We start from the raw sequence: 13,192 nt of genomic DNA, 5'->3' as shown, positions 1-13,192 counted from the left end.
GAAGGAGGAAAACCATGGCGCTCGTCCCGCTGTCCGACAAGGGCAACTTCATGCATATCTTCGACTTCCGGGTCCTGCCCGGGACCGGAGAGGAGTTCATCCGCCTGTTCGAGGCGTTCGACTATTCCGACGACAACCCCATGCACAAGTCGCCTGCCCAGGTGAAGGATGGCGTGCTGTGCCGGGATACTAACGATCCCGACCATTTCTACTTGATCGGCGAGTGGCGCGACATCCAGATCCATGCCGCCATCGGCAAGCAGATCGCCATGGAGATCAAGCCTGAATTCATGAAGCTGGTGGCCGGCGGCCGCTTCATTCCTACCTACGCCGAGGTGGTGTCCAGCACGCCGCAGGACATCCTGGACAAGGCCTGCTGAGCGCAACCACGAGGTGATCCCATGTCCCATGACCTGGCCCTGAGTCCGCCGCCGTCGCGCGTCGCACCGGAGGACCTCCATGATTTGCGTTGGCCGGACGATCCGAGCGAAATCCCGGATTGGATCTATACCGACCGGCGTGTCTACGAACTCGAGCAGCAGCGCATTTTTGGTGGGCGCGCCTGGAACTACGTCGGTATCGACGCCGAATTGCCCAACCCCGGCGACTACATCCGCTCGTACGTAGGCGCGGTGCCGGTGGTCGTGGCGCGTGACAAGCAGGGGCAGGTCCATGTCTTCGAGAATCGCTGCGCCCACCGCGGCGCGGAATTCTGCAAGACCTACCGCGGCAATACGCGTGTGTTTACCTGCCCTTATCACCAGTGGAGCTTCCGGTTGGATGGGTCGCTGGCGGGCGTACCCTTCCGTGGCGGCGTCAACGGCAAGGGTGGTATGCCCGAGGACTTCGACCAGAGCCGGCATGGCCTGCGCAAGCTCTACGTGACATGCCGCAACGGCGCGATTTTCGCGTCGTTCAGCGCCGACACGCCCCCGCTCGAAGAATACCTGGGCGTCGAGATGCTGGCCCAGTTCGACACCATCTTCAGCGGTCGCAAGCTCAAGCTGCTGGGCGTGCATCGCAACACGCTGGAAGGCAACTGGAAGCTCTACCAGGAAAACCTCAAGGATCCCTACCATGCCACGTTGCTGCACACCTACCTGACGACCTTCGGGCTGTTCGTGGCGGGCAATCGCACGGGCATCGTGGTCGACCCGACGGGCGTGCACTCGGCCCTGCTCAATGCGCGCCCGAAGGTCGCGCCTACGCTGGACGAGCACAAGGTCGAGATCAAGTCCTTCAAGCCCGGCATGAAGCTGGCGGATGAACGGGTGCTGGATTTCTTCCGCGAGTTCGATTCGGATTGGTCCAGCAGCGCGATGACCATCTGGCCCAACCTGATCCTGCTGCGCCAGATGAACATCCTGAGCGCGCGGCAGATCGTGCCGCTGGGGCCGGCGAAATTCCTGCTGGTATGGACGGCCTTCGGCTACGAGGACGACTCCGACGCCATGACGCAGCACCGGCTGCGCCAGAACAACATCTTCGGCCCGGGAGGATTCCTGGGCATCGACGATCACGAGGCGCTCAAGTTCGTGCAGGACGGCCTCAACCGCTCCGTGCCCCGCCATGGCGTGGCCGCCCTAGGCAACGAGCACGATACCTTCGATACCGTGATTACCGACCGCGCGATACGTCTCATGTACCGGCACTACCGGCACGCCATGGGGTTCTAGCATGGAAACGCTCATCGCCCCGACCGAAGCCTGGACCCGCAAGCAGCAGCTGCGGATGATGATCGAAGAGTTCCATGGCGACTATGCCGCGACGCTGGACAGCGGCCACATCGAGCAATGGCCGGCTTATTTCACTGACGATGCCGTGTATCGCGTCATCGCCCGCGACAACTGGGAGTGCGGACTGCCGCTGTGCCTGATGCTGTGCGACGGGCGCGGAATGCTGGAAGACCGGGCCTACGCCATTGCGCACACGGAAATGTACGCGCCGCGCTATGTGCAGCACCAGATCTCGCTCACGCGCATCCTCGGCGTGGACGAGCAGGGCATCGAGGCGCAAGCGAACTACGCCATCTACGAGACCTTGATCGACGAACCGACGCGATTACTGCAGGTCGGCCGATACAGCGACACATTCGTGCTGCGGGGCGGACGGCTTTTGCTTTCGCGCCGCGACTGCGTGTACGACACGGTGCTGGTGCCGAATTGCCAGGTTTTCCCGGTTTGAGGGCGGGCGTCAGCAAGTGCGGCGAGGTGTGCCCGCCGCAGCGGTCGAGCGGCGGATGGCGTTTTTTCGCGTGTGTCGACAGGCCCGAGCCAGCTCGGTTAGAATACAAGCCGGTTTCGCCGCACTCCCGGCGGCGGATCGCTTATTTCAGTTCGGTTGCTTCAATAATGAACCCATTCATGATGCTCGGCCTCGGTCAGTGGTGGCGCTTCCACTAGGAAGCGGCACAGTGCTGCGGCCACGCGTCGCGCCTTGCCGCCGGACCGGCAGGCAAGGCTCGAATTGATGGTTCCTCCCCTCCCGGCCCGGCGGCTCCCAAGCGTTAGGAGACTGCCAGGATGTTTTTACCCTCCCCATCGGTTCTACATTCTCTCTGCCCAGGCCTGAAGGGCGGGAATGTGTCGCCGCGCGTCCACGGCCATTGCCGATGGCGTCCCGGCCGCGAGCAGGCGGGTGGGGTATTCGCGGCGTGCGTTGCGGCCAGCCGCACCGGCATTTTTCCCCCGGATTCCCGCTCTTAGGCGTCACGATCGCCACGGAGGCCCTTCGCCCGCGCGTCTCTAGCCAGGCGCGCGCAGGGTAAAGGCCTTGATAAAACTTTTATAAATCAACGGGATAGAGCAATGTCCATGCTCATGATAGACAACTACGACTCGTTCACCTACAACCTCGTCCAGTACTTCGGGGAACTGGGTGCCGACGTGCGCGTGTTCCGCAACGACCAGATCACGCTCGAGCAAGTCGAGGCGCTGGCGCCCGACCGTATATGCATCTCGCCCGGGCCTTGCTCGCCGGCCGAGGCCGGCATTTCGGTGCCGCTCATCCAGGCCTATGCCGGCAAGGTGCCCATCCTGGGCGTGTGCCTGGGCCACCAGTCCATCGGCGCCGCGTTTGGTGGCAAAATCGTCCGCGCGCGGCAGATCATGCACGGCAAGACGTCGGCGATCACCCATGCGGGCAGCGACGTATTCCAGGACTTGCCGTCTCCTTATACGGTCATCCGGTATCACTCGCTGGCCATCGAGCGCGAGAGCCTGCCCGGTTGCCTGGAGGTGACGGCGCAGACCGAGGATGGCGAGATCATGGGCGTGCGGCATCGCACGCTTCCCGTCTACGGCGTGCAGTTCCATCCCGAGTCCGTCCTGAGCGAGCACGGCCACGGCTTGCTGCGCAATTTTCTACGGTTGAACGCGTGAACCAGCTGCAACGATTTCCCGAGGAGTCCAAGGTGCCTATTACCCCTACCGAAGCGCTGGTGCGTTGCATCGAACACCGCGAGATCTTCCATGACGAGATGCTGTCGCTGATGCGGATGCTGATGCGTGGCGAGATGGCGCCTGCCACCGCGGCGGCGCTGATCATGGGTTTGCGCGTCAAGAAAGAGACCATAGGCGAGATCACCGCCGCTGCGCGCGTGATGCGGGAATTCGCCGACGGCGTGAAAGTGGCCGACACCGACAGCCTGGTGGACCTGGCCGGTACCGGTGGCGACGGCGCCCATACCTTCAATATCTCGACGGCCGCGATGTTCGTGGCGGCCGCCGGCGGGGCCAAGGTCGCCAAGCACGGCAACCGCGGCGTGTCCTCGTCGTCGGGCAGCGCCGACGTGCTGGAGGCGCTCGGTGCCGACGTCATGCTGCCGCCCGAGGCGGTCGCCGAGTGCATCGAGGCCACCGGCATCGGCTTCATGTTCGCCCCCATTCACCATTCGGCCATGAAGAACATAGCCGCGATCCGCAAGGAACTCGCGGTGCGCACCATCTTCAACCTGCTGGGGCCGCTGACGAACCCGGCGGGGGCCGCCAACCAGCTGATGGGGGTGTTCCATCCCGACCTGGTCGGCATCCAGGTACGCGTCCTGCAGCGTCTCGGGTCCAAGCACGTGCTGGTCGTCTACGGCAAGGACGGCATGGACGAGGGCTCGCTGGGCGCGGCGACCATGGTGGGCGAGCTGCGCGACGGCGAAGTCTACGAATATGAAATCCATCCCGAGGATTTCGGCTTGCAGATGGTGTCGAACCGGAGCCTGAAGGTGGCCAATCGCGAAGAGTCGCGCGAGCTCGTGCTCGAGGCCTTGTCCAATGTGCCGGGGCCCGCACGCGATATCGTCGCGCTGAACGGGGGGCTCGCCATGTATGCCGGCAACACCGTTACGTCCATCGCCGAAGGCATCAGCAAGGCGTTCGAATTGATCGCCAGCGGCGCGGCGCGCGCCCGCCTGGATGACTTCGTATCCTTCACCAGGAAGGCCAGCGCCCGCTAGGGCGGCCGGCTCTCTGTCTTTTCATCGGATGGGTCATGAGCGACATTCTCCAACGCATACTGGAAGTAAAGGCCGAAGAGGTAGCCACCGCGCGCCTGTTGCGCAGCGAAGCCGACCTGCGGCGCGAGGCCGAAGCGCGCCAGGACGTCCGCGGTTTTGCCCAAGCGATCGAAACCAAGGTCGCGGCAGGCCGGTCGGGGGTCATCGCCGAGGTCAAGAAGGCATCGCCTTCCAAGGGCCTGCTGCGAGAAAACTTCCAGCCCGACGAAATCGCCGCCTCGTATGCCGCGCATGGCGCCGCGTGCCTGTCGGTGCTGACCGACGTGCAGTTCTTCCAAGGGTCGCTCGATTACATGCGGCGCGCCCGGGCCGCGTGCGCGCTGCCGGTGCTGCGCAAGGACTTCATCGTCGATCCCTACCAAGTGGTAGAGGCGCGCGCCATGGGAGCGGACTGCATCCTGCTCATCGTGGCGGCACTGCAGCCCGCGCAATTGCATGACCTCGAGGCGCTGGCCATGGATCTCGGCATGGACGTGCTGGCCGAAGTCCATGACGCGGCCGAGCTGGACGTCGCGTTGCAGATGCGTACGAATTTGCTGGGTATCAACAACCGCAACCTGCGGACCTTCGAGGTGTCGCTGCAAACGACGATAGACTTGCTGCCCCGAATTCCCCAGGGCAAGCGTGTCGTGACCGAAAGCGGCATCCTCGGCCGCGCCGAGGTTCGCCAGATGCGCGAGTACGGCGTCCATGCCTTCCTCGTCGGCGAAGCCTTCATGCGAGCGCCCGACCCCGGCGCGGAATTGGCGAGGTTGTTTGCATGAGCGTAGTCCCGGCGTTGGCGCAAGGCCCCGGAAACCGGCTGACCGAGCCGCTCCAGGTCCATGTCGACCGGTTGCCTCGCGCCTGGCGGGAGCTGTTGGACGAGGCGCTGGCCAGTCCTTCGTTCACCGCCCTGCAGCGATTCGTCGGCCGGCGGCTGGAGGAAGGCGCCGTCATCTATCCCGTCTCGCCGTTTCGCGCGCTGGACCTGCTGGCCCCGGAAGAAGTGCGCGTGGTCATTCTCGGGCAGGACCCCTACCATGGCCCGGGGCAGGCCCAGGGGCTGGCCTTCTCCGTGCCCGACGGTTTCAAGCGGCCGCCGAGCCTGCGCAATATTTTCAACGAGATCGCCATGTGTTTCGGCGGCGATCCCGCTGTCTTCGGCAACGATCTGGAACGGTGGGCGAGACAAGGCGTGCTCTTGCTCAACACCTCGCTCACGGTGGAGGACGGCTTGCCCGCCTCGCATGCCAGGCAGGGCTGGGAGGCCTTCACCGACGCAGTCATCGCGGCGGTGGCACGCGAGCCCTCACCCAAAGTCTTCATGTTGTGGGGCGCGCACGCCCAGGCCAAGCAAGCCCTGCTGCCACCCGATGGCACACACCTGGTGCTGACGGCCAACCATCCTTCGCCGCTATCGGCGCGCCGTCCGCCGGTGCCGTTTCTCGGTTGCGCCCACTTCGCGCAAGCCAATCGTTGGCTGTCCGAACGAGGGCGGCGACCGATAGCGTGGTAGGGCCGGTCCCTATCCGAACGCTCGGTCAGGCAGGATCCGTCCAAGATCGGCGGCCGCTTCGCTCAAGAGGGGCACGCCGTTCGCAACCAACTGTTCGGGGCTTTGCCGTGCGAGCGTCGTATTGGTATTGAGCGACGCTACGACACGCCCCGCGCGGTCGCGGACAGGCACGGATACCGAAGCCCATCCTGTTTCCAGCTCTTCATTGACCAGCGCATAGCCGTGTTCGCGGGCCTGCCTCACTGCCTGCAGCAGGCTCCGGGGATCGGTGAGCGTCTTAGGGGTGCTGGCGTGCAAGTCCATCCGGGCGAACCGTCGGGCTACTTCCTCGTCGGGCAGGGCGGCCAGCAGCACCCGGCCTGACGCCATCAGGTAGGCAGGCCAGCGCGATCCTTCACGCAGCAGAAAGCCGGTCTTGCGCTGTGGCGACGTGACGTGGAACACCGACACCGCTTCGAGGTCGTCCAGCACGCTGACCGACACCGATTCTCCTAGCCGGTTCGACAACGCTTCCAATAAAGGGCGCACCAGTCCGTCTAGTCCGGCCTGGGAGACGAAGGCGTAACCCAGCCGCATGATGCGCGGCGTGAGCTGGAACGTTTTGTTCGATTGGATAGCGAAACCGAGTTCCACCAGAGTCAATAGCATCCGCCGGGCTACGGCACGGTCCACACCCGCGCGCTCGGCCACCGCTGCGAGGCTAAGCGGCTCGGAGGCATTGCCGAACGCTTCGATGACGGCCAGGCCACGTGCAAAGCCGCCGACAAAGTTGCGACTATCGGGCTCGTGCTTACGCATCTTGTCCATACGTTGACGGCCTTCCTCCCATTTTTATATCATTAACGCACAAATGTGCGCACAACGCACAATATTCCTAGAATCGAACAGCAGGAGACACTGATGCCTTCCCTTGACCACGGCGCCGAACGGCCGCCTATTGTTGCAAGATACGATGTGCTTGTCGCCGGAGGCGGCGCGTCGGGCCTGGTCGCCGCTGCCTCGGCCGCGCGCGCCGGCGCCCGGGTTGCCGTGGTGGAGCGGGCGGGATGCCTGGGCGGTACGGCTACTGCCAGCATGGTTGCTCAATGGCTAGGCTTCTTTAATCGCGACACCCGCGTCGTGGGCGGGCTGCCGCTGGAACTCACGGAGCGCGTTTGCCAGGCGGGCGGAAGCGAGGGGTTTCGGCGCTATACGCTGGGTGAAGCGCTCAAGAACCCGCTTCCTCTGGTCAACTTCCCGTTCAATCCCGAGATCGTCAAGATCGTCGCGGATGAATTGCTGGCGGATGCCGGGGTCGACGTGCTGCTGCATACCCAGGTAGCCGAGCCCGTCATGGAAGCAGGGCGCGTTCGCGGCCTCGTTATCCAGAACGTCTCCGGCCGCTCCGCCGTGGCCGCCGAGACTCTGATCGACGCTACGGGCGATGCCGCAGTGGCGCACGCATGCGGCGTCGCATGCGCTGATCCCGATTTCGACCGGCACGGCCGTCAGCCGTGCACACTGGTTTTCCGCCTCTCCAACATCGATGTGCGGCGCTTTCGCGCGGTGCCCCGCGACGAAAAGCGGGCGCTGGCGTTGGAAGGCGTACGTCGCGGGGACCTGCCGTGGGAGAGCCTGTCTTTCTGCAGCACGCCGGGAGATACCGACGCGATCAGCCTGATGAGCCGCATCCACGGCATCGATGCGCTCGATGGCACCGAGGCGAGCCGGGCCATGGCTGTCGGGCGTCAGCAAATCAAGCGGATACTGCCGTTCCTGCGGGCCAACGTGCCCGGATTCGAGCGCGCCGTGCTTTCGGGCATCGCGGAGCAGCTAGGCGTGCGGGAGACTCGGCGGATCGTCGGCCGCTATACGCTTCGGGCCGAGGACATTCGGGGGCGCGTCCGGTTCGACGACTCTATTGCGCTCGGGGCGGGGCCGGTCGACGTGCATGACGAGAAAGGGACAGGCGTGTCGCTCTGGATGCCCGACGGCCCGTTCGAGATTCCATTGCGCACGATGCTGCCAACGGACGTGCACGGCCTGGTGGTCACCGGCCGCGCCATATCGGCGACCCGTGAGGCCAATGGCGGCGCCCGCCACATGGCGACTGCCATGGCGCTGGGCGAGGCCGCCGGCGTATGCGCGGCACTGGTCGCGAAGGGCCGGGACCTGGCCGACATCGCGGCCGACGTCCGTGCGGCACTGCGCAGCCGGGGCGCCTTGGTGGCCGCCGAGGACGTCGCCCGCGTGGCGCAGCCCGAACCTGAATCGATCCCCGCCATCTGAGCGGCATTTCCAGCAAGGAGCTCGTCATGCGTTTCATCCAGGCGTGGATCCGCGCGATGGCCGTCGTCGCTCTGTTTTGCGGCGGAGCGGTCCAGGCGCAACCTTATCCGTCCCATCCTATCCGGCTGATCGTACCGTTCGCGGTCGGCGGCCCCTCCGACATCTCGGCACGTGCGCTGGCCGCAGGGCTTCAACAGGAACTGGGCCAGGCGGTCATCGTCGACAACCGGCCCGGCAGCGCGGCCATTGTTGGCGTGCAGGCACTGCTTGGCGCTCCCGCCGATGGCTACACCATCATGATGGCCAGCAATATCATCGTGACCGGCAAGTGGCTATATAAGAAACTGCCCTATGATCCGCTCAAGGATTTCCGCGCGATCGCCGGCGTGTCGAAAAGCCCCGTGGTCGTGCTGGTGCCGGGCAAGTCACCCTACAAGAATATGGAGGACCTGATGCAAGCCGCCCGCGCCCGGCCGGGGGAGCTGAACTACGGTTCGGCCGGGCTCGGCACGATTCCGCAACTGGCCAACGAGTTCTTCCTGCAGAAGACTGGCTTGAACATGAAGCACATTCCCTTCAAGGGCTCTGGACAAGCCATGCCGGCAGTCATGGCCGGCCAGGTCGACGTGTTCTTCGATGTGGCGCTGTCGGCGCAGTCGCAGGCAGGAAATGACGCCATCCGGGCGATCGGCGTGGTGTCGCCGAGCCGTCTTGCGCAATTGCCCGATGTGCCGACGCTGGCCGAGCAGGGCATTACCGACTTCGACGTGGCGGCCTGGTTCGGGCTGGTCGGGCGGGCAACCCTGCCCAACAGTGTCGTAGCGACGCTGAACGCTGCCGTCAATAAGGTGTTGGCGACGCCAGCGTTCCGCAAGCAGATCACCACGCTGGGCGGAGTGCCGCTTGGCGGTTCACCCGAGGATTTCCACAAGATGTACGTGGATGAATATCACATGTGGGGCAAGGTCATCCCAGCAGCGGGCCTGCGCCTGGACTAGACGGCGCGATCGTGCACTCCGTTTCGGGGGCTGGCTCCAGCTTCACGGTGAAGCGACGCAGTTCGTCACGCCGGAAGGCATGCACTTCCACGCGGTCGCCGGGTCGATAGCGGGCTAGCAGCTTGTCGAAGTTGCCGTTCTGGACGCGGACCCCATCGATGGCGACCAGCACGTCATGGGCCGAGAGCCCGGCCCGGTGGGCCGGACCCCGCTCATAGACGGTGGCCAGACGCAGCTCCTCTTCCTGGCGTGCGGTCTTCACGCCCATCGACGGGACCGAGGAGCCTGCCTTCCAGGCAAGGGCGTAGCCATGCCGCCGCAGCAGGTCGGCAAGCGGTACGTCTTCCCGTCCGTAGACATAGCGCCGCAGGAATTCGCGCACGTCCACGCCGGTCGCTTCGCGAATCAAGGCGGGCATCGCGTCTTCCGGCACTCCCTGCGGCGAGCCCCGGTAGAAGTTCCGGCCGTACCGGGTCCATAGCAGCCGCATGACATCGTCCAGGCCGTGCCGCCCGCCGCTTTCGTGGCGCAGAAGCAAATCCAGCCCGAGAGCGGCCAGCGACCCCTTCGCGTAGTAGCTGACGATGGCATTGGGCGAGTTCTCGTCCTGCTTGTAATAGCGCGTCCACGCGTCGAACGAGCTTTCCGCCACCGATTGCTTGAATCGCCCGGGCGCCGCGTGAACCGACGAAATCGTCTTGGCCAGCGTGCGCAGGTAGTCCTGCGGCGTGATCAGGCCCGCGCGCAGCACGAACAGGTCGTCGTAGTACGAGGTAAAACCCTCGAACAACCACAGCAGGCGGGTATGGTTCTCGCGCTCCAGGTCATAGGGCGCAAAGGCAGCCGGCTTGATGCGCTTGACGTTCCAGGTATGGAAGTACTCGTGGCTGACGAGGCCCAGGAAGTTGCGATAGCCCTCGGTCTGCTCCGGCCGGCCTCGCACCGGAAGGTCGGCGCGCGAGGTCATCAGAGCCGTGGACGACCGGTGTTCCAGTCCGCCATAGCCGTCGCCGGTGACCATGGTCATGAAGACATAGCGGTCCGAGCTATCCAGGAACGGCGCACGTCCTGTGCGGGGCTCGAAAAAGGCGATCTGCTTCTCGCAGATCTTGCGGATGTCCGCGACCAGGCGCTCCAGGTCCAGGTTGGCGACCTTGCCCGTGAACACCAGTTCGTGCGGTGCCCCATGTGCCTCGAAACGGGCGACCTGCGGAGTGCCCATTTCGATCGGATGATCGATGAGCGCGTCGTAGTCCGGCGCCTGGTACATGCCGAAGCCATGGCGGGATGCGCGCTGGGGGTGTCCCGCGGCTTCCGGCAGGCTGGTGTAGACCTTCCAGTCCAGACCGCGCGGCGGCGCGAGTTCCAGGAGGCAGGGGCGGTCTTCCTGTCCCGCTATCCGCAGGAACACGCTGGTGCCGTTGAAAAAGCCGTGGGTTTCGTCCAGGTGCGCGGCCCGTACCGAGAGGTCCCAGGCGTAGATGGTACACGTGATCACCAGCGGACCCCGGCACGGCGCGGCTTGCCAGGTATGCTTGTCCAGCTTGGTGAGTTCGACCTTCCGGCCCCATGCCCGCGCGTCGATGCTTTCTATCTGCCGGGCGAAGTCGCGGATCATGTAGCTGCCGGGTATCCAGGCGGGCAGGCTGACGCGCTGGCCGGTCGGGTCCGGGTCGGGGATGGAAACGGTAACGGTGCAGCGATGGCCGGCCGGGTCGGTCGGCTCCAGTCGATAGCTGATGGTGTCGGTCATGGAGTTCCAGCGTGAGGCTCGTGTGACTTATCTTAGGCCAGGAGCGTCGGGCCCGCCTGGAGGTCGGCGGGAGTGTCGACGTCGCGCACGCAGCCCGGGTCGTCGACGTGGATCAGCGTCACGTTGCCCGCGATCAGGCCGCGCGCGCCGGCATCGCCCTGCAGCAGCGACAATCGGGGCGTCCAGGCGGGGCCGAACAGCACGGGGTGCCCGCGCATCTGACGATAGGCCGGTGCGAGGACGGCCTGCGCGCGGCGGCCGGGCGGCAAGGCCAGCCATGCATCGCGCAGCGCCTGCACGGTGGCCGGGTGCAGCCAGGGCATGTCGGCCGGCATGACGCACCAGGCGGGCGCCGGATTACCGGCCGCGGTTTCGCGCGCCTGGAGCTGGCCGATGGCCTGCGCCAGGGTTGCACCCATCCCTTCGCCTGCACGGTCGCAGAGCACTATGTCGCAGCCGCTTCCCCTCAGGACTGCGGCAACTTGTTCCGCAGCCGGCGACGTGGCTGCCACGATGCGAGGCAGGACGCCCTGCAGCGCTTGCGCCGCCGCTACGCAGACGGGGCGGCCATCGACGGGCGCCAACAGCTTGTTGGCCGAGCCGTCGGCCGAAAAACGCGAGCCACGGCCGCCTGCCAACAAAAGTCCGATGATCGTCCGGCCGCTGTCTGCTGCCATCATGGTTCTGCCCCGCGGGTGTGAAACGGAAAATGGTGCGCCATGACGCTGCGAAACTCAAGCCGCGCAGGTATGCTTGGTACACGTCCGCGGGCCCCAGCATGGCCCGCTTCTATGTATATATATGTGTTGTGGGAGGAATCCGGCCGTGAGCGAAGCCCTGGTATTGATCGAACGGCGTGGCCGCGTCGGCCTGCTGACCCTGAACCGTCCCAAAGCGCTCAACGCCCTGAATGACGCGCTGATGGACGAGCTGGGCGCCGCCTTGCTGGCGTTCGACAAAGACCCCGAGGTCGGCGCCATGGTCATCACAGGCAATGAAAAGGCCTTTGCCGCGGGCGCCGACATTGCCGCGATGAAGGACTGGTCCTATATGGATGTCTACGGCTCCGACTACATTACGCGCAATTGGGAAACCCTGCGCCGGATCCGCAAGCCGGTCATCGCTGCCGTGGCGGGGTACGCGCTGGGCGGCGGATGCGAGCTCGCCATGATGTGCGACATGCTGGTGGCGGCCGACACTGCCCGGTTCGGCCAGCCCGAGATCAAGCTCGGCATCATTCCGGGGTCGGGCGGCACCCAGCGCCTGCCGCGTGCGGTCGGCAAGGCCAAGGCGATGGACTTGGTGCTGACGGGCCGGATGATGGATGCCGCCGAGGCCGAGCGCGCGGGATTGGTGTCGCGTGTGGTGCCGGCGGACCGGCTGCTGGAGGAGGCGATCGAGATGGCGACGGTCATCGCCTCGATGTCGCTGCCCTCGGTCATGATGGCCAAGGAGGCGGTCAACCGTGCCTACGAAACGCCGCTTTCCGAGGGCATGCTGTTCGAGCGCCGCCTGTTCCACTCGCTGTTCGGAACGCACGACCAGAAAGAGGGCATGGAGGCCTTCCTGGCCAAGCGGACTCCGGCGTTCCGGAACAAATAACGGTGGGCGCAAGCGTGCTGCTCGAGCATGTGGGCGTTCCATCTTCACGAAAGTGACAAAAAAGTGTGGGCCGATTTGCATAGGGATTTTGATACGTGCTATAGTCACTGTCTCGACGCAAACAACGCAGCGCCAGGCGCAGCGGGGTGGGCGGCGATGAACGGATGGTCTGGCTGGCAGTTGCGCTGAGGCGGATGCGGCGGGCGATACGTTCAGGGGTTGGAGGGGCTGTGGCGGTGGTTGAGCTGCGGTGCGGTCAAGTCGGTAGCAAGCGTGAGCAAGCAGCGATTTGACAGCGATAAAAAACTCCTTCATAATCTCGCTTCTCTGCTGATGACGCAGCGCTAGCAAAGCGGCGCAGCGATCGGTGGGGAAAAGCAGGTGGCAGTACCGTTCTTTAACAAGTTAACAGCCGATAAGTGTGGGCGCTTGGTTTGGGCGCGAGACGGTCGAGTTGGGTCACTCTGACTTGATTGGTCGACGCAAAATGAATCAAGTGCTCATATGAAGAAGTTTGTAGGTAATCATTTATCTGCAATTTCTTTGAGTACGCAAGCGATCGTGCC

General features: G+C 64.8%; 13 protein-coding genes. 10 read left to right on the top strand and 3 right to left on the bottom strand.

Going from position 1 to position 13,192, the window contains the following annotated elements; translation table 11 throughout:
* The first annotated feature begins 14 nt into the window (after positions 1-14).
* The 7 genes from QHC78_RS08660 to QHC78_RS08630 all read left to right on the top strand — a co-directional run bounded on the left by QHC78_RS08660 (position 15) and on the right by QHC78_RS08630 (position 6,005).
* Complete coding sequence (locus QHC78_RS08660) at positions 15-380, top strand: putative quinol monooxygenase (RefSeq protein ID WP_319743501.1); 366 nt, start codon at positions 15-17, stop codon at positions 378-380.
* A 21-nt stretch (positions 381-401) separates the two neighbouring features.
* Positions 402-1,676: an aromatic ring-hydroxylating oxygenase subunit alpha gene (locus QHC78_RS08655; RefSeq protein ID WP_319743500.1), complete on the top strand. Its 1,275-nt coding sequence runs from the start codon at positions 402-404 to the stop codon at positions 1,674-1,676.
* A 1-nt stretch (position 1,677) separates the two neighbouring features.
* Entirely contained in the window at positions 1,678-2,184 is a 507-nt protein-coding gene (locus QHC78_RS08650; RefSeq protein ID WP_319743499.1) for an aromatic-ring-hydroxylating dioxygenase subunit beta, read from the top strand.
* Between the two features lie 623 nt (positions 2,185-2,807).
* The gene (locus tag QHC78_RS08645; protein ID WP_319743498.1) at positions 2,808-3,380 is read left to right on the top strand and encodes an anthranilate synthase component II; all 573 of its coding nucleotides are present in this window, start codon (positions 2,808-2,810) and stop codon (positions 3,378-3,380) included.
* Positions 3,381-3,412: 32 nt separating this feature from the next.
* Entirely contained in the window at positions 3,413-4,447 is a 1,035-nt protein-coding gene (trpD, locus tag QHC78_RS08640; RefSeq protein ID WP_319744861.1) for an anthranilate phosphoribosyltransferase, read from the top strand.
* Positions 4,448-4,482: 35 nt separating this feature from the next.
* Entirely contained in the window at positions 4,483-5,271 is a 789-nt protein-coding gene (trpC, locus tag QHC78_RS08635) for an indole-3-glycerol phosphate synthase TrpC (protein ID WP_319743497.1), read from the top strand.
* Positions 5,268-6,005, top strand: a complete 738-nt coding sequence (locus QHC78_RS08630; protein ID WP_319743496.1) for a uracil-DNA glycosylase — start codon at positions 5,268-5,270, stop codon at positions 6,003-6,005. Before trpC ends, QHC78_RS08630 begins: the two co-directional genes overlap by 4 nt.
* Positions 6,006-6,014: 9 nt before the next feature.
* Here the strand turns inward: QHC78_RS08630 and QHC78_RS08625 are convergent, their stop codons facing one another.
* On the bottom strand, positions 6,015-6,812 hold the full coding sequence (locus QHC78_RS08625) for an IclR family transcriptional regulator domain-containing protein (RefSeq protein ID WP_319743495.1): 798 nt from the start codon (positions 6,810-6,812) through the stop codon (positions 6,015-6,017).
* A gap of 93 nt (positions 6,813-6,905) precedes the next feature.
* On the opposite strand from QHC78_RS08625, the gene QHC78_RS08620 reads away from it, so the two are divergent.
* Both QHC78_RS08620 and QHC78_RS08615 read left to right on the top strand, forming a co-directional pair.
* A complete protein-coding gene (locus QHC78_RS08620; protein ID WP_319743494.1) occupies positions 6,906-8,273 on the top strand; it encodes an FAD-dependent oxidoreductase in 1,368 nt (455 codons plus the stop codon).
* A 26-nt stretch (positions 8,274-8,299) separates the two neighbouring features.
* The gene (locus QHC78_RS08615; protein WP_319743493.1) at positions 8,300-9,271 is read left to right on the top strand and encodes a Bug family tripartite tricarboxylate transporter substrate binding protein; all 972 of its coding nucleotides are present in this window, start codon (positions 8,300-8,302) and stop codon (positions 9,269-9,271) included.
* On the opposite strand, the gene QHC78_RS08610 is transcribed toward QHC78_RS08615, so the two are convergent.
* Both QHC78_RS08610 and QHC78_RS08605 read right to left on the bottom strand, forming a co-directional pair.
* The gene (locus QHC78_RS08610) at positions 9,240-11,024 is read right to left on the bottom strand and encodes a M61 family metallopeptidase (protein ID WP_319743492.1); all 1,785 of its coding nucleotides are present in this window, start codon (positions 11,022-11,024) and stop codon (positions 9,240-9,242) included. The two genes, QHC78_RS08615 and QHC78_RS08610, sit on opposite strands and share 32 nt — an antisense overlap.
* 32 nt (positions 11,025-11,056) lie before the next feature.
* Entirely contained in the window at positions 11,057-11,704 is a 648-nt protein-coding gene (locus QHC78_RS08605) for a nucleotidyltransferase family protein (protein ID WP_319743491.1), read from the bottom strand.
* Positions 11,705-11,849: 145 nt separating this feature from the next.
* On the opposite strand from QHC78_RS08605, the gene QHC78_RS08600 reads away from it, so the two are divergent.
* A complete protein-coding gene (locus QHC78_RS08600; protein ID WP_319743490.1) occupies positions 11,850-12,626 on the top strand; it encodes an enoyl-CoA hydratase in 777 nt (258 codons plus the stop codon).
* The last annotated feature ends 566 nt before the right edge of the window (positions 12,627-13,192 follow it).

Origin of the sequence: Pigmentiphaga sp. (genome assembly GCF_033795525.1) — a bacterium.
Lineage (GTDB): Bacteria > Pseudomonadota > Gammaproteobacteria > Burkholderiales > Burkholderiaceae_B > Pigmentiphaga.
This window is presented reverse-complemented; position numbering and strand designations above follow the sequence as displayed.